Source organism: Pseudaquabacterium rugosum (assembly GCF_038066575.1).
Classification (GTDB): domain Bacteria; phylum Pseudomonadota; class Gammaproteobacteria; order Burkholderiales; family Burkholderiaceae_C; genus Pseudaquabacterium; species Pseudaquabacterium rugosum.
In genome coordinates this window covers 17,731-39,472 of record NZ_JBBUTF010000034.1, presented here as the reverse complement: position 1 = coordinate 39,472, position 21,742 = coordinate 17,731, and the positions used below count along the sequence as shown (strand labels likewise).

Annotated in this window: 18 protein-coding genes and 1 riboswitch; of the genes, 8 read left to right on the top strand and 10 right to left on the bottom strand. The window is 72.6% G+C overall.

Annotated features, from left to right (window positions below; genetic code table 11):
* Window positions 1–2 precede the first annotated feature (2 nt).
* The 4 genes from AACH11_RS23575 to ppk2 all read right to left on the bottom strand — a co-directional run bounded on the left by AACH11_RS23575 (window position 3) and on the right by ppk2 (window position 5,570).
* Window positions 3–1,616: a malonate--CoA ligase gene (locus AACH11_RS23575; protein ID WP_341376736.1), complete on the bottom strand. Its 1,614-nt coding sequence runs from the start codon at window positions 1,614–1,616 to the stop codon at window positions 3–5.
* A 124-nt stretch (window positions 1,617–1,740) separates the two neighbouring features.
* A complete protein-coding gene (gene metF / locus AACH11_RS23570; RefSeq protein WP_341376735.1) occupies window positions 1,741–2,583 on the bottom strand; it encodes a methylenetetrahydrofolate reductase [NAD(P)H] in 843 nt (280 codons plus the stop codon).
* Between the two features lie 13 nt (window positions 2,584–2,596).
* Window positions 2,597–4,057, bottom strand: coding sequence for an adenosylhomocysteinase (gene ahcY / locus AACH11_RS23565; RefSeq protein WP_341376734.1), 1,461 nt, complete (start codon window positions 4,055–4,057; stop codon window positions 2,597–2,599).
* A 121-nt stretch (window positions 4,058–4,178) separates the two neighbouring features.
* Window positions 4,179–4,266: riboswitch (S-adenosyl-L-homocysteine riboswitch) on the bottom strand.
* Window positions 4,267–4,349: 83 nt separating this feature from the next.
* A complete protein-coding gene (gene ppk2 / locus AACH11_RS23560) occupies window positions 4,350–5,570 on the bottom strand; it encodes a polyphosphate kinase 2 (RefSeq protein WP_341376733.1) in 1,221 nt (406 codons plus the stop codon).
* A gap of 347 nt (window positions 5,571–5,917) precedes the next feature.
* Here ppk2 and AACH11_RS23555 point away from each other — a divergent pair, with 347 nt between their 5' ends.
* From AACH11_RS23555 to AACH11_RS23540, 4 genes are all read left to right on the top strand, one after another.
* Window positions 5,918–9,856 carry a PAS domain S-box protein gene (locus AACH11_RS23555; protein ID WP_341376732.1) on the top strand — a complete coding sequence of 1,313 codons (3,939 nt, stop codon included), beginning with the start codon at window positions 5,918–5,920 and terminating at the stop codon, window positions 9,854–9,856.
* Between the two features lie 5 nt (window positions 9,857–9,861).
* Complete coding sequence (gene purT / locus AACH11_RS23550; RefSeq protein ID WP_341376731.1) at window positions 9,862–11,103, top strand: formate-dependent phosphoribosylglycinamide formyltransferase; 1,242 nt, start codon at window positions 9,862–9,864, stop codon at window positions 11,101–11,103.
* Between the two features lie 234 nt (window positions 11,104–11,337).
* A complete protein-coding gene (locus AACH11_RS23545) occupies window positions 11,338–12,306 on the top strand; it encodes a chemotaxis protein CheX (protein ID WP_341376730.1) in 969 nt (322 codons plus the stop codon).
* Between the two features lie 86 nt (window positions 12,307–12,392).
* Window positions 12,393–12,764, top strand: a complete 372-nt coding sequence (locus AACH11_RS23540) for a response regulator (RefSeq protein WP_341376729.1) — start codon at window positions 12,393–12,395, stop codon at window positions 12,762–12,764.
* A gap of 39 nt (window positions 12,765–12,803) precedes the next feature.
* On the opposite strand, the gene AACH11_RS23535 is transcribed toward AACH11_RS23540, so the two are convergent.
* The 6 genes from AACH11_RS23535 to metK form a co-directional block, all read right to left on the bottom strand.
* Entirely contained in the window at window positions 12,804–13,586 is a 783-nt protein-coding gene (locus AACH11_RS23535) for an amino acid ABC transporter ATP-binding protein (protein ID WP_341376728.1), read from the bottom strand.
* Complete coding sequence (locus AACH11_RS23530) at window positions 13,567–14,226, bottom strand: amino acid ABC transporter permease (RefSeq protein ID WP_341376727.1); 660 nt, start codon at window positions 14,224–14,226, stop codon at window positions 13,567–13,569. Before AACH11_RS23530 ends, AACH11_RS23535 begins: the two co-directional genes overlap by 20 nt.
* A 39-nt stretch (window positions 14,227–14,265) precedes the next feature.
* Window positions 14,266–14,925, bottom strand: coding sequence for an amino acid ABC transporter permease (locus AACH11_RS23525; RefSeq protein WP_341376726.1), 660 nt, complete (start codon window positions 14,923–14,925; stop codon window positions 14,266–14,268).
* A gap of 14 nt (window positions 14,926–14,939) precedes the next feature.
* A complete protein-coding gene (locus tag AACH11_RS23520) occupies window positions 14,940–15,743 on the bottom strand; it encodes a transporter substrate-binding domain-containing protein (RefSeq protein ID WP_341376725.1) in 804 nt (267 codons plus the stop codon).
* Between the two features lie 4 nt (window positions 15,744–15,747).
* Entirely contained in the window at window positions 15,748–16,602 is an 855-nt protein-coding gene (locus tag AACH11_RS23515; protein ID WP_341376724.1) for a GntR family transcriptional regulator, read from the bottom strand.
* A 258-nt stretch (window positions 16,603–16,860) separates the two neighbouring features.
* Window positions 16,861–18,045: a methionine adenosyltransferase gene (gene metK / locus AACH11_RS23510; RefSeq protein ID WP_341376723.1), complete on the bottom strand. Its 1,185-nt coding sequence runs from the start codon at window positions 18,043–18,045 to the stop codon at window positions 16,861–16,863.
* Window positions 18,046–18,234: 189 nt separating this feature from the next.
* Between metK and AACH11_RS23505 the strand changes: the two genes are divergently transcribed.
* From AACH11_RS23505 to AACH11_RS23490, 4 genes are read left to right on the top strand one after another with little or no spacing between them, the layout of a single operon-like run.
* Window positions 18,235–19,140 (top strand): lysophospholipid acyltransferase family protein, encoded by a 906-nt coding sequence (locus AACH11_RS23505; protein WP_341376722.1) that lies wholly within the window; start codon window positions 18,235–18,237, stop codon window positions 19,138–19,140.
* On the top strand, window positions 19,137–20,084 hold the full coding sequence (locus tag AACH11_RS23500; protein WP_341376721.1) for an LpxL/LpxP family acyltransferase: 948 nt from the start codon (window positions 19,137–19,139) through the stop codon (window positions 20,082–20,084). Before AACH11_RS23505 ends, AACH11_RS23500 begins: the two co-directional genes overlap by 4 nt.
* A gap of 46 nt (window positions 20,085–20,130) precedes the next feature.
* Window positions 20,131–20,988, top strand: a complete 858-nt coding sequence (dapF, locus tag AACH11_RS23495; protein ID WP_341376720.1) for a diaminopimelate epimerase — start codon at window positions 20,131–20,133, stop codon at window positions 20,986–20,988.
* Window positions 20,985–21,671 carry a DUF484 family protein gene (locus AACH11_RS23490; RefSeq protein ID WP_341376719.1) on the top strand — a complete coding sequence of 229 codons (687 nt, stop codon included), beginning with the start codon at window positions 20,985–20,987 and terminating at the stop codon, window positions 21,669–21,671. Before dapF ends, AACH11_RS23490 begins: the two co-directional genes overlap by 4 nt.
* Window positions 21,672–21,742: the final 71 nt, after the last annotated feature.

Genomic DNA, 21,742 nt, shown 5'->3' with positions numbered 1-21,742 from the left:
CCTCAGCCGAACAGCCCGCGGTGGATCTCGCGCAGCAGGTTCTTCTGCACCTTGCCCATCGCGTTGCGGGGCAGCTCGCGCTCGATGAAGACCTGCTTGGGCACCTTGAAGCCCGCGATGCGGCCCTTGAGCCCGGCGATGATGGCCGAGCCCTCCAGATCGGCCCCGGCCCGCGGCACGACGATGGCGATCACGCCCTCGCCGAAGTCCGGGTGCGGCACGCCGACGACCGCGCTCTCGGCCACGCCGGGCATCTCGTTGATCCAGCCCTCGATCTCGGCCGGGTAGACGTTGTAGCCGCCGCTGATGATCAGGTCCTTGCTGCGGCCGACGATGGTGATCCCGCCGTCGGCCGCGCGCTGGCCGACGTCGCCGGTGCGGAACCAGCGCGTGCCGTCGGCGTCGACGGCGAACTCCTCGGCCGTCTTCTCGGGCATGCGCCAGTAGCCGGCGAAGACGTTCGGGCCGCGCACCTGGATGTGGCCGATCTCGCCGTCGGCGCAGGCGCGGCCGTCGTCGTGCACCACCCGCAGGCCGACGCCGGGCAGGGCCGCACCGACGGTGCCGCGGCGGCGCTCGCCGTCGGCCGCGCGGCAGGGGTTGGAGGTCAGCATCACCGTCTCGCTCATGCCGTAGCGCTCCAGGATGACGTGGCCGGTGCGCGCGGTCCAGGCATCGAAGGTCTCGACCAGCAGCGGCGCCGAGCCGCTGATGAACAGCCGCATGCCCGCGGCCGCCGCCGCGGTGAGCCCCGGTTCGCCCAGCAGGCGCACGTACAGCGTGGGCACGCCCATGAAGACGGTGGCCTCGGGCAGGCGGGCGACCACGGCGCGCGGGTCGAACTTCGAGAACCACAGCATGCGCGAGCCGTTGAGCAGCGCGCCGTGGCTGGCGACGAACAGGCCGTGGACGTGGAAGATCGGCAGCGCGTGGATCAGCACGTCGCCGCCCTCGCCGCTGAGCGGATCGGGCGCGCGCCAGTCCCAGAAGTCCTTGAGCACCCGCGCATTGCTCAGCAGGTTGCCGTGGGTGAGCATCGCGCCCTTGCTGCGTCCGGTGGTGCCGCTGGTGTAGAGGATGGCGGCCAGGTCGTCGGGCGCGCGGTGCACCGGCTGCTGCACGTCGTCGCAGTGGGCGGCGCGGTCCAGCAGCGTGCCGTCGCGCTGCTCGCCGAGGGTGAACACGTGGCGGGTGCCGCCCTGGAAGGCGATGCGGCTGAACCAGGGGAAGGCCTGGGGCGTGCAGACCGCCACCGCCGGCTCGGCATTGCCGATGAAGTAGGCGATCTCGGCTTCCTGGTAGCCGTTGTTCAGCGGCAGGTAGACGTGGCCGGCGCGCAGCACGGCCAGGTAGAGCATCAGCGCCTCGACGCTCTTGTCGACCTGCACCGCGATGCGGCTGGCCGGCGGCAGCTCCAGCCGCGCCAGCAGGTTGGCCAGCTTGGCGCTGCCGCGCTCCAGGTCGTCCCAGCTGTAGCGGTCGCCCGCGTGCGGGCCGTCGCACAGCTCGATCGCGGTGGCCGAGCCCCGTTGCGGGAAGGCCGCGCGCAGCGCGACGTAGAGGTTGGCGTTCGGGGTGGCGACCGGGGCGGTCGCGGAGGCGGCGGCGGAGGACATCGGCGGCGGGGCGGACAGCGGACGGGTGAAGTCCGCCATCCTAGCCCGCCGCCGGTGCTCCGCGACGCCGGGTCGGTCCCGGGGGGCGGGACCGGGCGGGGGGCGTGTGGGCGCCCCCGGGGCCTCAGGCCAGCCAGCGCAGCTGGCGGCAGATCTCCAGCGTCAGGCCGGACTGGTTCAGCGCGTAGAAGTGGATGGCGGGGGCGCCGCCGGCCACCAGACGCTCGCACAGCCGGGCCACGACCTCGATGCCGAAGGCGCGCACGCTGGCCGCGTCGTCCAGATAGCCTTCCATCTTCATCTGCACCCAGCGCGGGATCTCGATGCCGTCGCGCGCCGCGAACTGCACGATGCGCGAGAAGCTGTGGATCGGCATGATGCCCGGCACGATCGGCGCCTCCACGCCCAGCTTGCGGGCTTCCTCGACGAAGTGGAAGTAGGCGTCCGGGTTGAAGAAGAACTGCGTGATGGCGCTGTCGGCGCCGCACTTCATCTTGTGGGCGAAGTGCTGCAGATCCTTCTTCGCGTAGCGCTGCTCGGGGTGGTATTCCGGGTAGGCGGCCACCTCGATGTGCCAGTCGGAGCCCTGCGTCTCGCGGATGAAGCTGACCAGCTCGCTGGCATAGCGGAACTCGCCGGCGACGTAGGTGCCGCTGGGCAGGTCACCGCGCAGCGCGACGATGCGGCGGATGCCCTGGGCGCGGTAGGTCTCCAGGATGTCGGCGATGTTCTCGCGCGTGGAGCCCACGCAGCTCAGGTGCGGCGCGGCGTCGTGACCGAGTGCGGCGATGTCGCGCACCGTGGTCAGCGTCTTCTCGCGCGTGGAGCCGCCGGCGCCGTAGGTGACGCTGAAGAACTCCGGCTGCAGCACCGACAGGTCCTGCACCACCGTCTTGAGCTTGTCCGCCCCCACCGGGGTGTTGGGCGGAAAGAACTCGATCGAAAGGGGAATGGGCGCTCGGCTCATCGGGACGCGGCGCTCAGTAACGGTACGAATCAGGCTTGTACGGGCCGGCCACCGGCACGCCGATGTAGGCGGCCTGCTCGTCGGTCAGCGTGGTCAGCTGGGCGTTCAGCGTGGTCAGCTGCAGGCGGGCCACCTTCTCGTCCAGGTGCTTGGGCAGCACGTAGACCTTGCCGATGTCGTAGGCGTCCTTGTGCGCGTACAGCTCGATCTGGGCCAGCGTCTGGTTGGCGAAGCTCGACGACATCACGTAGCTCGGGTGGCCGGTGCCGCAGCCCAGGTTCACCAGACGGCCCTTGGCCAGCAGGATGATGCGCTTGCCCGGCTTGCCATCCACGCTCGGGAAGATCACGTGATCGACCTGCGGCTTGATCTCCTCCCACTGGCACTTCTCTTCCAGCTTGGCGACCTGGATCTCGTTGTCGAAGTGGCCGATGTTGCAGACGATGGCGTTGTTCTTCATCGCCGCCATGTGCTCGTACGTGATCACGTCGCGGTTGCCGGTGGTCGTCACGAAGATGTCGGCCTGCGAGGCGGCCCACTCCATCGTCACCACGCGGTAGCCTTCCATCGCGGCCTGCAGCGCGTTGATCGGGTCGATCTCGGTCACCCAGACCTGGGCCGACAGCGCGCGCAGCGCCTGCGCCGAGCCCTTGCCCACGTCGCCGTAGCCGCAGACCACGGCGATCTTGCCGGCGATCATCACGTCGGTGGCGCGCTTGATGCCGTCGACCAGCGACTCGCGGCAGCCGTAGAGGTTGTCGAACTTCGACTTGGTGACCGAGTCGTTGACGTTGATCGCGCGGAACATCAGCTGGCCCTTGGCCGACATCTCGTTCAGGCGGTGCACGCCGGTGGTGGTCTCCTCGGTCACGCCCAGGATCTGCGCGCTCTTGCGGCTGTACCAGGTCGGGTCGACGGCCAGCTTGGCCTTGATCGAGGCGAACAGCTCGCGCTCCTCGTCGCTGCCCGGGTTGGCGATCAGGCTGGCGTCCTTCTCGGCCTTCTTGCCCAGGTGCATCAGCAGCGTGGCATCGCCGCCGTCGTCCAGGATCATGTTCGGGCCTTCACCCTCGGTGCCGGCGGCGCCGAACTCGAAGATGCGGTGGGTGTAGTCCCAGTAGTCCTTCAGCGTCTCGCCCTTGTAGGCGAAGACGGGCGTGCCCTTGGCCACCAGCGCGGCGGCCGCGTGGTCCTGGGTCGAGAAGATGTTGCACGAGGCCCAGCGCACCTCGGCGCCGAGGGCCTGCAGCGTCTCGACCAGCACGCCGGTCTGGATCGTCATGTGCAGCGAGCCGGTGATGCGGGCGCCCTTCAGGGGCTGGCTGGCGGCGTATTCCTGGCGGATGGCCATCAGCGCCGGCATCTCGGTCTCGGCGATGTTGAGTTCCTTGCGGCCCCAGTCGGCCAGCGACAGGTCGGCAATGGCGTACGGGGCCTGCGCGTGCAGGGCGGCGGTGTTCAGCGGGGCGTTCATCAGCGTTTCTCCGGGAAGCAGGGCGAGGGGAGGCCCGCAGGGCTTCGGCCGGAGGCGCGGAAACTGAAGCCGCGTGATCACGCGACGGGCGCTCCCACCCACACTGGCCTGGACCGAGGACTGCGGGTGAGCGCCGTTGCATGTCGAGTGTCCCGAGCCTGGGGGCCGCGGCTCGTGGCCTGCGGCGCCTTGCAACGCTCCTCGGAACAATGGGGCGCATTCTAGCCAGCGCCCCGCGCGCCGACGGGGCCGTCCCGTGAAATGGACCGCGCCCGCGGCGGCGGGCCCGGCGTCAGCCGGCGGCCGGGGCGGCCAGGCTGTCCTCGTCCTGGGCCGAGACCAGCGCCGGCCGGCCGACGATCAGCGGATCGACCGGGCCGAGCACCGCCATGTCCCGCCCGGCATACGGCAGCCGGTGCAGCGCCCAGCGCATGGCGTTCAGGCGCGCGCGCTTCTTGCAATCGCTCTTGATCACCGTCCACGGCGCGTCCGAGGTGTCGGTGTGCAGGAACATCGCTTCCTTGGCGCGGGTGTAGTCGTCCCACTTGTCGAGGCTGGCCATGTCGATGGGCGACAGCTTCCACTGCTTGAGCGGGTGCAGCTTGCGCTCCTTGAAGCGGCGGCGCTGCTCGTCGCGGCTGACCGAGAACCAGAACTTGAACAGGTGGATGCCCGAGCGCACCAGCTGACGCTCGAACTCGGGCGCCTGGCGCAGGAACTCGTCGTACTCGCGCTCGGAGCAGAAGCCCATCACCCGCTCGACGCCGGCGCGGTTGTACCAGCTGCGGTCGAACAGCACGATCTCGCCGCGCGTGGGCAGGTGCTGGATGTAGCGCTGGAAGTACCACTGGCCGCGTTCGACCTCGCTGGGCTTTTCCAGGGCCACCACGCGCGCGCCGCGCGGGTTCAGGTGCTCCATGAAGCGCTTGATGGTGCCGCCCTTGCCGGCCGCGTCGCGGCCCTCGAACAGGATCACCACCCGGGCGCCGGTCTCCTTGACCCAGGCCTGCAGCTTCAGCAGCTCGACCTGCAGCCGGTACTTCTGCGCCTCGTAGCTGCGGCGGCTCAGCAGGTTCTGGTACGGATAGGCGCCCTCGCGCCAGCCGGCCGACAGGGCCAGATCGGACTCGCGGCGCGGGGGCTTGTTGGACGTGGGCGCGAACAGCAGCCGGCGCAGCGCCCGCACGTCGTCGGGGGCGGCGCCATCGACCAGGCTGCCGACCGACTGCAGCAGGTCGCGCACCGGCCCGCCGGTGCCCGGGTGCGAGGCCAGGGCGTCGGCCAGCACCATCTGCTGCACGGTCTGCTGGCGGATGACGGCGCGGTCGACCTGGTCGGCCTGCAGGGCGCGGGCGTCGTCGACCGGGGCGATGTCGCCGTCGCGGGTGCGGCGCGGCCCGCGGCGGCGGGCCGGATCGGTGCGGCCGGTGGCGGCCGGGGCGCGCGGGTCGCTCGCCGGCGCGTGGTCCGCAGGGGAGGAGGTCGGCGGATGTCGGGGATGGGAGGCGCTCATGATGACCGGCAGATGACACGGCGGGTGGGTGGATCGATCTTCGCGCCGTCGCCCCCGGGGAGGCCTTGAGTCAGGTCAATCCGCGCCCGGAGCCGGCGGGTGCGCCAGGGCCCGGCCCGGCCGGTGGCCCGGCCCGTCCGCCCGTGCATCCATCAGGGCAGATCCGGGGCCAGGGGCCGTGCGGGCCGGGCGCCGGCTGTGCGAGGATCGGGCGCAGGCCCGTCCGTCGCGGCGGGCGGCCACCGTCCGTTGTCCCTTGCGTCTCCCACACCGACCCTGCCGTGTCTCCGGCTGCTCCTGAACCGCAGGGCCGTGTCCCGACCGCCGACCTCCCGGCCGCCCCGCCCGTGGCGGCGGGGGGCCACAGCCTGTCGCTGCGCCGCTATCTGGCCGGTCAGATCGTCTGGGGCCTGGTGCCGGCACTGGTCGTCGTCGGCGCGATGGCGCTGTGGAACCTGTCGGAGGCCCGGCGCGAGCTGCGGGCCGATCTGCAGGCCCTGGCCGAACGCGAGGCCGCCGCGCTGTCGCACCAGATCGCGCACCGGGTCTCGGGGCTCGAACAGATCGCCCTCAGCCCCCAGGCGCGCGAGGCGACCCAGGGCGATCCGACGCCGCTCTACCGGCTGGCGCTGGCCTTCCGCGAGGTCCAGCATGCCGACGTGATGCTGGTCACGCCCGATGGCCAGGTGCGCTTCAACACCGCGCTGGCGCTGGGCGTGCCGCTGCCGCGCGGCCGCGTGCTGTCGCCCGATGCGCCCGAGATGCGCGCGCTGCGCGATGGCGCGGTGGTGATCGGCGACCGCCACGACCTGCCGCTGCCGCTGGGGCCGGCCGTGGTGCTGGCCGTGCCGGTGCGCCAGGCCGACGGGCGTGTGCTCGGCGTGTTGTCGAGTGCGCTGCCGCTGGGCGAGCTGCAGCGCACCCTGGCCGGCTGGCACCTGCCGGCTGGCTGGACCAGCCGCCTGGCCGATCGCCACGGCCGGCTGCTGGCGCAGTGGAGCGGCGAGGCCGCCGCCGAGGCCGCGGCGGCGCGGCCGGCGGTCGAAGTGGGGACCGACGTCGGGACCGAAGGGGGCACCGAGGCCGCGCTGCAGACGGTGCAGCGCCAGGGGCTGGGGGGCTGGAGCCTGTCGCTGCAGGTCTCGCGCGGGGCCTGGATGGAGCCGGTGTGGCGCACCGCGGTGCCGGGCCTGCTGGCGCTGCTGCTGGCCACGGCCGGCGGTGTGCTCGGCGGGCGGCTGGCCTCGCGCCGGCTGTCGCGGGCGATGCAGGGGCTGGCGGCCGAGGGCGGGGACGAGGGCGGGGACGAGGGCGGAGCCGCAGACGGGTCCGCCGCCGGTCCCGGCCGGCCCGCGGCCACCGCCACCGGCCCCACCGCCGATGGCGGCGGTCTGCGCGAGATCGACCAGGCCCGCCATCGCCTGCGCCGCACGCTGGCCACGCTGCGCGAGCGCGAGGCCACGCTGCAAGCCATCTTCGACGGCCTGGACGAGGCGCTGATCCTGGTCGACGACCGGCGCATCGTGCGCCTGGTCAACCCTGCCTTCTGCCGCCTGTTCGGCGTCCAGGCCCGCGACATCGTCGGCCGCGGCACCGAGCCGCTGTATGCCCGGGCCCAGGTCCATGCCGGCGCCGCGCGGGAGCACTTCGAGCGCCTGCGCTCGGGCGCGCGCAGCTCGCGCCTGACGCTCGACTGCCGCCGGCCCGACGGCAGCGAGTTCGTCAGCGAGGCCCAGGGCGTGCGCATCCTGCTGCCGGACGGCGCGCTGCTGGGCGTGCTCACCCTGCACCGTGACATCACCGAGCGCAAGGCCGCCGAGGCCACGCTGCGGCGCACCCGCGAGCAGCTGGAGGCCTTCGTCGAACATGCGCCGCTGGCCATCGCGCTGTTCGACACCGGCATGCGCTTTCTCGCCTGCAGCGCGCACTGGCTGCAGGAGATGCGGCGCATGGGCTGGCGCGATCAGGGCCTGCCCGGGCTGACGCTGCACGAGGTGATGGGCCCCTTGCCCGCGCACTGGCGCGAGGCCCACCGCCGCGCGCTGGCCGGCGAGTCCTCGCACCACGAGGCCGAGCGGGTGCTGCAGCCCGACGGCCAGCCGCGCTGGATCAGCTGGGACTGCGTGCCCTGGCGGGATGGCGCGGGCGCCATCGGCGGCGTCATCCTGTCGGCGGTCGACGTCAGCGCGCTGCAGCTGGCCCAGCGGCGCAGCGCCGAGGCCCTGCAGCGCCTGCGCGCGCTGTTCGAGGGCAGCCCGGCGCCGATGGTGCTGGGCCGGCGCGGCAGCGGCGAGATCCTCGACGTCAATCCGGCCTTCGAGCAACTGCTGGGCTGGCCGCGCGACGCGCTGCTGGGGCGCAGCGCCGGCGACCACCTGTGGCTGGACACCGAGGCGCTGGCGATGATGCGCCAGCTGGTGCGCCGCGAAGGCGGCGTGCACGGCCTGCAGACCCGCATGCGCCACCAGGACGGCCGCGCGCTGGAGGTCTCGTTCTCCAGCGTGCGGGTCGACATCGAGGGCGTGCCGCACTTCATCGCCACCGTCTTCGACATCGGCCCGCTCAAGCAGGCCCAGCGCGAGCTGCAGCAGCACCGCACCGTGCTGGAGGCCCAGGTGCGCGAGCGCACCGCGGCGCTGGCCCAGGCCTCGGTCGAGCTGGTGCGCCGGGCCGAGCAGGCCGACAGCGCCAACCGGGCCAAGAGCGCCTTCCTGGCCAACATGAGCCACGAGATCCGCACGCCGATGAACGCCATCATCGGCCTGGCCCATCTGATGGCGCGCGACACCACCGACGCCGTGCAGCGCGACCGCCTGGGCAAGATCGACGATGCCGCACGCCATCTGCTGCAGGTGATCAACGACATCCTCGACCTCTCCAAGATCGAGGCCGGCAAGATGCAGCTGGAGTCGGCCGAGTTCGCGCTCGACGCGCTGGTCGGCCGTGCGCTGGAGCTGGTGCGGCCGGCGGCCCAGGCCAAGGGCCTGGAGCTGGTGCTCGACACCGACCACCTGCCCACGCACCTCACCGGCGACGTGACGCGGCTGTCGCAGATGCTGATCAACCTGCTGGGCAATGCGGTGAAGTTCACCGACAGCGGCTGGGTGCGCCTGAAGGGCGAGCTGCTGCAGCAGCAGCGCCAGCGGGTGCAACTGCGTTTCGAGGTGCGCGACACCGGCCCCGGCATCGCGCCCGACGTCCAGGCCCAGCTGTTCCGGCCCTTCGAGCAGGGCGACGGCAGCGCCACCCGGCGCCACGGCGGCACCGGTCTGGGCCTGGCCCTGGTGCGCCACCTGGCCCAGCGCATGGAGGGCGAGGCCGGGGTCGACAGCCGGCCGGGCGAGGGCGCGAGCTTCTGGTTCACCGCCTGGCTGACGGCGGCCGAGCAGGCCGGCGACCGCGCCGCGCCGGTGCCGCTGCAGGGCCTGCGCGCGCTGCTGGTCGATGACCTGCCCGAGGCCCTGGCCGCGCTGCGCGACGCGCTGCAGATGCTGGGCCTGCAGGTCGAGGCCGTGGGCGGCGGCAGCGCCGCGCTGCAGGCGGTGCAGGCCGGGCTGGCCGCGGGCCGGGTCCACGACGTCGTGCTGTGTGACTGGCGCATGCCGCCGCCCGACGGCATCGCCACGCTGCAGGCGCTGCGTGCGCTGACCGGCGCGGGCATGCCGCCGGCCATCCTGGTGACGGCCTTCAACGAGGCCGAGGTGTTCGACCGCGCGCACGAGGTGCAGGCCGCCGCCGTGCTGGTCAAGCCCGTGACGCCGTCGGCCCTGCACGACACCCTGGTGCGTGTGCTGCGCCCGCATCTGCCGCCGCTGCGGCTCGACGGCCCGGCCGCCGGCAGCCTCGACGTGATGCTGCAGCGCCTGCGCCAGGACCATGCCGGCCAGCGTGTGCTGCTGGCCGAGGACCACCTGATCAACCGCGACGTCGCGCGCGAGCTGCTCGGCCGCGCCGCGCTGCACGTGGAGACGGCCGAGGACGGGCTGCGCGCGGTCGAGCTGGCCTGCGAGCGGCCCTACGACGTGGTGCTGATGGACATGCAGATGCCCGGGCTCGACGGCCTGCAGGCCACGCGCCGCATCCGCGGCCGGCTCGGCCCGGCCCTGCCCATCCTGGCGATGACGGCCAATGCCTTCGGCGAGGACCGCCAGGCCTGCCTGGCCGCCGGCATGAACGACCATCTGGCCAAGCCGGTCGATCCGGCCGCGCTCTACGCGATGCTGCTGCGCTGGCTGCCGCTGCGTCCGGTCGACAATGGCGACCCCGCCCACCTCCCCGCCGGATGATCCCGATGAAGACCCTTGGTACCCCGCTGTCCCCGAATGCCACCCGCGTCATGCTGCTGGGCAGCGGCGAGCTGGGCAAGGAAGTGCTGATCGCGCTGCAGCGCCTGGGCGTGGAGACGATCGCCGTCGACCGCTACGAGAACGCCCCCGGCCAGCAGGTGGCCCACCACGCGCGCACGATCACGATGAGCGATGCGGCCCAGCTGCGCACGCTGGTCGAGACCGAGCGCCCGGCGCTGGTGGTGCCCGAGATCGAGGCCATCGCCACCGCCGAGCTGCAGCGGCTGGAAGCCGAGGGCGTGGTGCGCGTGGTGCCCACCGCCCGCGCCGCGCGGCTCACGATGGACCGCGAAGGCATCCGCCGCCTGGCCGCCGAGACGCTGGCCCTGCCCACCAGCCCCTACCGCTTCTGTGACTCGCTGGCCGAGCTGCAGGCCGCCATCGACGGCACCGACGGTGCCGCGGCCATCGGCTACCCCTGCATCGTCAAGCCGGTGATGAGCAGCAGCGGCAAGGGCCAGAGCAAGATCGACGGCCCCGCCGATGTGCCGACCGCCTGGGACCACGCGATGGCCGGCGGCCGCGTCAGCCACGGCCGGGTGATCGTCGAGGGCTTCATCGACTTCGACTACGAGATCACGCTGCTGACGGTGCGCGCCCGCGGCGCCGACGGCCGCATCGCCACCCAGTTCTGCGAGCCGATCGGCCATGTCCAGGTCAGCGGCGACTATGTCGAGAGCTGGCAGCCGCAGGCCATGCGCCCGCTGGCCCTCGAACGCGCCCGCGCCATCGCCCGGGCCGTCACCGACGACCTCGGCCAGGGCCTGGACGGCCAGCCCGACGGCTGCGGCCTCTACGGCGTCGAGCTCTTCGTCAAGGGCGACGACGTGTGGTTCAGCGAGGTCAGCCCGCGCCCGCACGACACCGGCCTGGTCACCCTGAGCACCCAGTGGCAGAGCGAGTTCGAGCTGCATGCGCGCGCCATCCTCGGCCTGCCGGTCGACACCACGCTGAAGACCCCGGGCGCCAGCGCCGTGATCTACGGCGGGGTCGAGGCCACCGGCCTCGTCTTCGACGGCGTGGCCGAGGCCCTGGCCCTGCCGGGCACCGACATCCGGCTGTTCGGCAAGCCCGAGAGCTTCGTCAAGCGCCGCATGGGCGTGGTGCTGGCGCGGGCCGCGGACACCGATGCCGCCCGCGCCACCGCCAAGGCGGCGGCGGCCCGGGTGCGGCCGCGGGCGGTCTGAGGGCCGGCGTCAGCGCCGGGGCCAGCGCCGGGGCCAGCGGGTCGAACGGGTCGGCCCGCGGGGGGGCGGCGCCGCTGAGCTGGCGCCCGCGTGGCGGCCGCCATCGTTCACGCCGCGGGGCGCCGGGGCGTGGCCGGGCTTCAGTCGGCGCGGCGCCGGTCGATACCGGGGGATGCCACCGGGGGCGTCGACCGCCGGTGCCCGCCGCGTCCGGTATCCGTCCTCCGACCTGTCATGACCGCGAACTCCGCCCTGGCGGCCAAGGTGCTGCTGCTCGAGCACGACGCTCGGCAGTACCAGGCCCTGCTCGACCTGTGTGACCAGCTGGGGCTGGTGCCGCTGCCCCGCACCGCGGCCGAGGCCAGCGAGCTGCTGGGGCAGCACAAGGATCTGGCCGGCGTGCTGCTGGCCGAGGATCTGCCGGGCGCCGGCGATGCCGGCCAGCTGACGCTCGCGCTCGCGATCCACCGCCAGCGGCCCGAGCTGCCGATCTTCCTGCGCCGCACCACGGACCGGCCCCTGAGCACGGCCGAGGCCGAGGCGATCAGCCATCCCTGGTCCGGCGACGAGCCGGCCGTGCTGCGCGAGCACATCGAGGGCAAGCTGTTCAGCCTGCGCTACCCGCCCGAGCTGGTGCAGGGCGTGCTGAACCTGACCTTCGACTCGCTGCAGGCGATGTTCCCGGGCGCGGCCGTCACGCACGAGCGGCCCCACGTGGTGCATGACCGCATCATCTACGGCCAGGTCTCCACGCTGATCCCGATCGAGAGCACCTGGTGCCGCGGCTACATGATGCTGCAGGCCGAGGAGGCCTCGCTGCGCCAGGGCCTGATCCAGGGTTTCGGCTTCACCGGCGGCGGTGGCGACCTGGGCTTCCGCGCGCTGAACAACCTGCTGGCCGAGACGACGAACCTGATCTGGGGCGCGTTCAAGAACCACTACATCCCGCCGCAGGCCTTCGCCAGCGAGCAGACGCAGGTGCCCATCGTCATCAACCACGAGCAGAAGTACATCTCCTTCGGCTCCTCGGATCCGCAGTTGTGCGTGCGCTGGCACCTGTGCGATCCGGCGCGTCCGCACATGCCGCCGGTGCTGATCGTGCAGCGGCTGATCTTCAACCTGCTGTGGTCGCCCGAGGGCTACACCCGCTTCGCCGCCGAGGCGGTGCCGCCCTGCCACACCGGCGTGCTCGAACTGTTCTGACCGCGGGCACGCGGCCGGCCGGTCCGTCGGCGCGCCGTGCGCCCGTCCGTGCCCTGTCCGCATCCTCATCCCCAGCAAGGTGATCCATGGCCCATGTCCTCGTGGTCGACGACTCCTCCGTGGCCCGCGATGTCGTCGCCGGCTTCCTGACCCGCAACGGCTTCGACGTCGCCACCGCCAACGACGGACGTGAGGGGCTGGCCGCGCTGCGGGGCGACCCCGCCATCCGCCTGGTCGTCAGCGACGTCAACATGCCCAACATGGACGGCATCACGATGGCCGAGAAGGTGCGCGCCGAGCTGGGCAACCAGAAGGTGCGCATCGTCATGCTGACGACCGAGAACAACAGCCTGCTGCGCGAGCGCGGCAAGGCGGCCGGGGTCTCGGGCTGGATCGTCAAGCCCTTCCGCGGTGATGCGGTGCTGGCGCCGTTCCGCGCCTACTGCGGACTGGTCTGAGCCTGCGCCGGGGCCGCGGCGCCCCGGCCCGGCGGCGCCTCAGTGCAGCGCGGCCAGGAACTGCTGCAGCTCCGGCGTGCGCGGCGCACCGAAGATCGCCGCGGGCGGGCCCATCTCGTGGATGCGCCCGGCGTGCATGAACACCACCCGGTCGGCGACCTTGCGCGCGAAGCCCATCTCGTGGGTGACCATCATCAGCGTCATGCCCTCGTCGGCCAGCGACTCCACCACCTTCAGCACCTCGCCGACCAGCTCCGGGTCGAGCGCCGAGGTGATCTCGTCGCACAGCAGCACGGCCGGCGTCATCGCCAGCGCGCGGGCGATGGCCACGCGCTGCTGCTGACCGCCCGAGAGCTGGTCCGGCCAGGCGTCGAACTTGTCGGCCAGGCCCACGCGCTGCAGCAGCGCGCGGGCGCGGGCCTCGCCCTCGGCCGGGCGCTCGCCCTTGACCAGGCCGGGCGCCAGCATCACGTTGCGGCCCACGCTCAGGTGCGGGAACAGGTTGAAGCTCTGGAAGATCATGCCCACGTGCTGGCGCAGCGCGCGCATGGCCGCGGCGTCGCCGTGCCTGAGGGCCTGGCCGTCGACCTGCAGCGCGCCGTCCTGGAAGCTCTCCAGCCCGTTGATGCAGCGCAGCAGGGTGCTCTTGCCCGAGCCGCTCTTGCCGATGATGACGACCACCTCGCCGCGGGCGACCTGCAGGTCCACGCCCTTGAGCACCTCGTTCGGCCCGTAACGCTTGCGCAGGCCCTGCAGGGTGACGATGGGGGCGGTGGCCGTGGTGGTGTCGGTGGCGGGGAGGTCAGTGTGCAGGGCGGCCACGGCGCAGGCTCCGTTCGAGTTGACGGCTGGCCACCGACAGCGGGAAGCACAGCAGGAAGTACATCGACGCCACGCAGGCGTAGACGAGGAAGGGCTGGAAGGTCGCGTTGGTGATCATGGTGCCGGCCTTGGTCAGCTCGACGAAGCCGATCACCGAGGCCAGCGCCGTGCCCTTGACCAGCTGCACCAGGAAGCCGACGGTGGGCGCCACGCCGATGCGCAGCGCCTGCGGGCCGACGACGTGGCGCAGCTGCTCGCCCAGGCTCAGGCCGAGGGCGGCCGAGGCCTCCCACTGGCCGCGCGGGATGGCCTCGACGCAGCCGCGCCAGATCTCGCACAGATAGGCCGAGGCGTAGAAGGTCAGCGCGAGCGCGGCCGCCGTCCACGGCGAGACGTCGAGGCCGAGCGCGGCCAGGCCGAAATAGGCCAGGAACAGCTGCATCAGCAGCGGCGTGCCCTGGAACAGCTGGACATAGGCACCGACCGCGCGCCGTGTGCCGGCGCCACCGGCGGTGCGCGCGACCAGCAGCGCCAGACCGACCAGCAGGCCGCCCGCGAAGGCGATCAGCGACAGGGCGACGGTCCAGCGGCCGGCCAGCAGCAGGTTGCGCAGGATGTCCCAGAGGGAGAAATCGACCATGGGCGGAGGGCGCTTCAGGGTGTGGGAGGGCGCGGCGGCTCAGCGCCGACGCAGCAGCCGCGGGCCGGCGTACAGCAGCGTCTGGCGCAGCACGATGGCCAGCGCCAGGTACAGCGCGGTGGCCACCAGCGTGGCCTCGAAGGCGCGGAAGTTGCGGCTGTGGATCAGGTTGGCCGCATAGGACAGCTCGGGCGTCGAGATCTGGCCGCAGACGGCCGAGCCCAGCATCACGATGACGATCTGGCTGGTCAGCGCCGGCCAGACCCGCTGCAGCGCGGGCGGCAGCACGATGCGGCTGAAGACCTGCCAGCGCGTCAGCGCCAGGCTGTGGCCGGCCTCCAGCTGGCCCGGTGGCGTCGACTCGATGCCGGCGCGCACGATCTCGCCCGCGTAGGCGCCCAGGTTCAGCACCATGGCCAGCACCGAGGCCGTCTCCGGCGACAGCGCGAAGCCGGCCGCCGGCAGGCCGAAGAACAGGAAGAACAGCTGGACGATGAAGGGCGTGTTGCGGATCAGCTCGACATACACCGCCGCCGCCGTGGCCAGCGGCCGCGGCCCCCAGGCGCGGGCCCAGCCGCAGGCCACCCCCAGCGCCAGGCCGCCGGCGGTGGCCGCCAGCGTCAGGGCCGTCGTCCAGGCCATGCCGCGCAGCAGCAGCGGCCAGTCCACCAGCACGGCGGCGAAGTCGAGCGTGATCATCGCGGCGCTGCTCCTCAGTTCGGCAGGTTGCCGGCCGGCCGGCCCAGCCACTTCTGCGCCAGGCGGTCGAGCTCGCCGGCGGCCCGGGCCTCGGCGATCACGGCGTTGACCTTGGCGCGCAGCGCGTCCTCGCCCTTGGCCACGCCGATGAAGTTCGGCGAGTCCTTGATCAGCAGCTTGAACTCCATGCCGAGCTGCGGATTGCGGGCCATCACGTTGCCGGCCACCGAGGCGCCGACGGCGATCACCTGCACCTGGCCGGAGACGAAGGCGGCCACCGTGGCGTTGTTGTCCTCGAAGCGCTTGACCTCGGCATCCGACGGCGCGAGCTTGCCCAGCTCGATGTCCTCCATCGCACCGCGGGTGACGGCCACCGTCTTGCCCGACAGGTCGCCCCAGGACTTGATGGCCAGAGTCTTCGGCGCGAAGACGGCCTGGAAGAACGGCGAGTAGGCGGCGGTGAAGTCGATCACCTTCTCGCGCTCGGGGTTCTTGCCCAGCGTCGAGATCACCAGATCGGCCTTCTTCGTCTGCAGGTAGGGGATGCGGTTGGCGCTGGTCACCGGCAGCAGCTCGACCTTGACGCCGAGCCGGGTGGCGATCAGCTGGGCCATGTCCACGTCCAGGCCGATGGGCTTGAGGTCGGTGCCGACGTAGCCGTAGGGCGGGTAGTCGGTGGGCACGGCGATGGTGATCTGCTTCTTCGCCATCACGGTGTCGAGCGCGCTCTGGGCGTGGGCGGCAGGGGCGAGCGCGCTGGCGGCGAGGGCGGCGCCGGCCAGGCTCAGCAGAAGGCGGCGGGTGGTGCGCGGGAACATGGGCTCAGGACTCCTCGGTGGGACGGCGGGGGGCAGGGGCGGGGGCTGCCGCAGCCTCGGTGGACGCGGGCAGCAGGGACGAGAACAGGCGGCGGCGCGGGCGGGCGGCCGCGGCGCGCGGGGCGGGCAGCAGCGCGCTGCGCAGGGTGTCGAGCGGGTCGCGGCCGGCGCCGTCCTGCAGGTGGTCGGCCACCTCGCCGATGTGGGCGCGCACGCAGGCCTCGGCCCGCGCGTGGTCGCCGGCGCGCAGCGCGGCGACGATCTCGGCATGCTCGTCGCACGAGCGGCTGGCGTCGTGCGTCGACTGGTAGAGCGTGGCGATCAGCGTGGTGCGCGCCGTCAGGTCCTTCAGGATCTCGGCCAGCAGCGCGTGGCCGCTGCACTCGGCCAGGCAGACGTGGAACTCGCCCAGCAGGTAGCTGCGCTCGCCGGGGTCGCCGCGGGCGATCGCGGCGCGCTCGTCGGCGACATGGCGCTCCAGCCGGGCCAGGGCCGGCGCGTCCAGCGGCGCGGCCAGCGTGCGCACCAGGCCGGTCTCGATCGCCAGCCGGGCGGTGAAGGCGTCGCGCGCCTCGTCGCGCGAGGGCTGCACCACGTACCAGCCGCGGCGGGCGTTGACCTCGACCATGCCGCGCGCCGACAGCCGGCCCAGCGCCTCGCGCACCAGCGTGCGGCTGACGCCGAACAGATCGGCCAGCGACTGCTCGCCCAGGCGCTGGCCCGGGCTCAGCCGGCCGGCCAGGATGGCGTCGACGATCAGGTCGGCGATGGCGTCAGGGTGGCGGCTGGCGGCGTCGGCGGGGGCGTCGGACGCGTCAGCAGGGGCGGACAGGGCGGGGGAACGGGGCGGACGGGCCATGCGGGTGCGGTGGGCACGCAGCCGGTGCGGATCCGGTCCGGATGCACACCTTTGATGCGTACCAATCTTGTATGCAAGAGTGGTTTGCAACCGCCGTGCCAGCCGAGCCCGCCATCCCGGTCATGCCGCGCGGTGTCCCGATGGGCCGCGTCGACCCGGAAACGACGACGGGCGGCCCGCAGGCCGCCCGTCAGGGGGCGGGCGCCGTCAGCGGGCGCCCGGGCAAGGGTGCGGACCGTGCCGCACCGGCGGGGTGCGTCACTGCACGCCGGCCGCCGCCTTCAGCGCCGCGATCTTGTCGGTGCGCTCCCAGGTGAATTCCGGCTCCTCGCGGCCGAAGTGGCCGTAGGCCGCGGTCTTCGAGTAGATCGGGCGCAGCAGGTCCAGCATCTGGATGATGCCCTTCGGACGCAGGTCGAACACCTCGGCCACGATCTGCGACAGGCGCTCGTCGGAGACGACGCCGGTGCCTTCGGTGTAGACCGTGATGTTCATCGGCTTGGCCACGCCGATGGCGTAGGCCACCTGCACCTGGCACTGCCTGGCCAGGCCGGCGGCGACGATGTTCTTGGCCACGTAGCGCGCGGCGTAGGCGGCCGAGCGGTCGACCTTGGACGGGTCCTTGCCCGAGAACGCGCCGCCGCCGTGCGGGCAGGCGCCGCCGTAGGTGTCGACGATGATCTTGCGGCCGGTCAGGCCGCAGTCGCCCTGCGGGCCGCCGATGACGAAGCGGCCGGTCGGGTTGATCAGGTAGCGGGTGTCCTGCAGCCATTCCTCGGGCAGCACCGGCTTGATGATCTCCTCGATCACCGCCTCGATGAAGCTGTCCTTCATCTTGGTGGCGGTCTCGCTCTGGTCGGGGCTGTGCTGGGTGCTCAGCACCACGGTGTCGATCGAGTGCGGCTTGCCGTCCACGTAGCGCATCGTCACCTGGCTCTTGGCGTCCGGGCGCAGGAAGGGCAGGCGGCCGTCCTTGCGCAGCTGGGCCTGGCGCTCGACCAGGCGGTGCGCGTAGTAGATCGGCGCGGGCATCAGCTCGGGCGTCTCGTCGCAGGCGTAGCCGAACATCAGGCCCTGGTCACCGGCGCCGATGTTCAGGTGGTCGTCGCTGGCGTGGTCGACGCCCTGGGCGATGTCGTTGGACTGCTTGTCGTAGCAGACCATCACCGCGCAGCCCTTGTGGTCGATGCCGTACTCGGTGTTGTCGTAGCCGATGCGCTTGATGGTGTCGCGCGCGACCTGGATGTAGTCGACGTTGGCGTTGGTGGTGATCTCGCCGGCCAGCACGACCAGGCCGGTGTTGGTCAGCGTCTCGGCCGCCACGCGGCTCTTGGGGTCCTGGGCGAAGATCGCGTCCAGGATGGCGTCGGAGATCTGGTCCGCGACCTTGTCGGGATGGCCTTCCGAGACCGACTCGGAGGTGAAGAGGAAATCGTTCGCCATGGGGCTTCCTGTCAGGGTTGATCGACGCGTCGCCGTATCAACGTCAGGAATCGGCGAACGCTTTAGCGGTATTTGCGCGACCTGGATCAGTCGACTGCCTGGAGGCTTGTGGCAGCATGCTGCCCCCAAGACCTGCCGTCGCCCCGCAAGTTGTCCTTTAACTCGGCGACAGGCCCGAATGATACGACCATGCTCGCAGTGCTGCGCTGGCTCTCCCGCCGGCCCTTGTCGACTTTGCACCGGATCGGCGCCGCGCTCGGCTGGCTGGTCTGGGCCGTCTCGCCGACCTATCGCCGACGCCTGCGCGAGAACGCCGCCCAGGCCGGCATCGCCGCGGCCGACCGCCGTCAGGCCGTGGCCCAGGCCGGCCGCATGACGGCCGAACTGCCCTGGCTGTGGCTGCGTCCGGCCGACCGGCCGCTCGGCGAGGCCGTGCGCTGGGACGGCGACGCGCATCTGCAGGCCGCGCTCGACGCCGGCACCGGCGTGCTGCTGCTGACCCCCCATCTGGGCTGCTGGGAGGTCTGCGCCCAGGCCATCGCCGAGCGCTGGGGCGATCGCTCGACGCTGACGGCGATGTACCGCCCGGCGCGCCAGGACTGGCTGCGCGAGCTGGAGGAGACCGCCCGCGCCCGGCCGGGGCTGGCCACGGTGCCGGCCTCGCTGGCCGGCGTGCGCCAGCTGCTGCGCGCGCTGCGCCGCGGCGAGATGGTCGGCGTGCTGCCCGACCAGGTGCCGCCCGAGGGCATGGGCACCTGGGCGCCGTTCTTCGGCCGCGAGGCCTACACGATGACACTGGCGACCAAGCTGGCGCGCCAGAGCGGCGCCGCGCTGCTGCTGATCTGGGCCGAACGGCTGCCGCAGGGCGCGGGCTTCCGCCTGCGCGTGGCGCCCGCACCGGCCCTGCCCCAGCCGGCGGCTGGCGCGACCGAGGAGGCCCAGTCGCGCGCCGACGCGACCGCGCTCAACGGCTGGATGGAGGCGCTGGTGCGCCAGTCCCCGGGCCAGTACCTGTGGGGCTATCACCGCTACAAGCAGCCGCGGGGGGCGGCGCCGGCCGCTGCCGCGCCGACGTCCACCGGAGGTCCGGCATGAGCGCGCGCGATCCGCTGCCGCCGGCCGACGAGGCCGATGACGAGGTCGCCGCGCCGCGGGGCAACCTGGGCGCCCGCCTGGCCGTGGCCACGCTGCGCCTGCTCAGCGGCTGGCCGCTGGGGCTGCAGGCGGCGCTCGGCCGCGGGCTGGGCGCGGCGCTGTGGCGGCTGGCCGGCAAGCGTCGGCGCATCGCGCTGCGCAACCTCGCGCTGTGTCTGCCCGAGCGCAGCGAGGCCGAACGCCAGGCCATCGCCCGCGCCCACTTCGGCTGGCTGGCGCGCAGCCTGCTGGAGCGCGGCCTGCTGTGGTTCGCCCCGCGTGAGCGGCTGAAGACGCTGATCGAGATCGAGGGCGACGTCGGCTATGCCGAGCGCGCCGGCCAGCCGGTGATGTGGCTGGTGCCTCACTTCGTCGGTCTGGACGTGGCCGGCGTGGCCACCCAGCTGTTCCAGGGCCGGCAGGTGGCCTCGATCTACCAGGCGCAGAGCAATCCGGTGTTCGACGCCGCGATGCGCGCCGGCCGCCTGCGCTTCGACCAGGGCCAGATCTTCGCCCGCAGCGAGAGCGCGCTGCCGCTGGTGCGCGCGGTGCGCCGCGGGGCCGTGTTCTTCAACCTGCCGGACATGGACTTCGGCACCCGCGACGCGGCCTTCGTGCCCTTCTTCGGCGTGGCGGCGGCCACGCTGCTGGCGCCCGCGCGCATGGCGCGTTCGCTGCGCATGACGGTGCAGCCGGTGGTCGCCGAGATGCTGCCCGGCGGCCGCGGCTACCGCGTGCGCTTCCTCGAACCCTGGACCGATTTCCCCGGCGAGCAGAGCGACGAGCAGGCCACCGCCCGCATGAACGCCTGGATCGAGCAGGAGATCCGGCGCGTGCCCGAGCAGTACCTGTGGGTGCACAAGCGCTTCAAGAGCCGGCCGCCGGGCGAGCCGTCGTTGTACTGATCCCACGCTGTCCGGGGCCTCCGCGGCCGGCCACCATAATCACCCCATGCGACTTCCGTTCACCAAGATGCAGGGTGCGGGCAACGACTTCGTCGTGCTCGACGGCACCCGCACGCCGCTGACGCTCACGCGCGAGCAGCTGCGCCACCTCGGCGACCGCCGCTTCGGCGTCGGCGCGGACCAGATCCTGCTCGTCGAGCCGGCGCCCGACGACACGGTCGACTTCCGCTACCGCATCTTCAACAACACCGGCGACGAGGTCGAGCACTGCGGCAACGGCGCCCGCTGCTTCGTGCGTTATGTGCACGACCACGGCCTGACCGACAAGCGCACCGTGCGCGTGGCCACCGTCAACAACCGGCTGACGCTGACGCTGCAGGACGACGGCCGCGTGACCGTCGACATGAACCGTCCGGTGTTCGAGCCGGCGCGCGTGCCCTTCGATCCGAGCGGCCTGCAGCCCCGGCGCGAGGGCGGCATGGACCTGTGGCCGCTGGACATCGGCGAGGGCCGCCAGGTGCAGGTGGCCGTGGTGTCGATGGGCAATCCGCATGCGGTGCAGCGCGTCGATGACGTGCGCCACGTGCCGGTCGAGGCGCTGGGCCCGCTGGTCGAGCGCCACGCCCGCTTCCCGCGCAAGGTCAACGCCGGCTTCATGCAGGTGCTCTCGCACGGCCAGATCGCGCTGCGCGTGTTCGAGCGCGATGCCGGCGAGACCCTGGCCTGCGGCACCGGCGCCTGCGCGGCGGTGGTCGCCGGCATCCGCCTGGGCTGGCTGTCGAAGCGGGTGGACGTGCAGGCCCGTGGCGGCGTGCTGACCATCGAATGGGACGGTACGGACGAGGGCCATGTGTTCATGACCGGTCCGGCCGAGACGGTGTTTGACGGAGAGATCGAACTGTGACCCTGCAACCCGGCATCACCGAGCAAGAGATCGCCAACTACCTGGCCAACACGCCGGCCTTCTTCGAGCGCCATGCCGAGCTGCTGGCCAGCGTCCAGCTGACCAGCCCGCACGGCCAGCGCGCCGTCTCGCTGCAGGAGCGGCAGATGGAGATGCTGCGCGAGCGCATCAAGGCCCAGGAGCAGCGTGCGGTCGAGATGATCCGCCACGGCAACGAGAACCTGGCCATCGCCGACCGGCTGCACCGCTTCACCTGCGAGCTGCTGCGGGTCGACACCCCCGACACGCTGCCCGAGGTCGTGGTGCGCGCGGCGCGCCACCAGTTCATGATCCCGCAGGCGACGCTGCGGCTGTGGGGCGTGCGCGCCGAGCTGGCCACCCGGGCCTATGCCCAGGACGTCAGCGACGATCTGCGGGCCTTCGTCACCAGCATGGGCCAGCCCTATTGCGGTGTGAACGCGGGCTTCGAGGCGGTGGGCTGGCTGGCCGAGCCGACGCAGGTCGCCTCGGTGGCGATGGTGCCGCTGCGCCAGCGCGGCGCCGAGTCCTCGTTCGGCCTGCTGGTGCTGGCCTCGCCGGACGCCACCCGCTACACCGCGGACATGGGCACCGAGTTCCTGCAGCGCCTGGGTGAGGCCTGCGGCAGCGCGCTCGGCCGCCTGTTGCCGCCCGCCGCGGCCTGACGCCGCCGCGTGCCGGCGCCGGCCGTCTGTCGGCCGTCTGTCGGCCGTGTGCCGGCCGTGTGCCGGCCGCC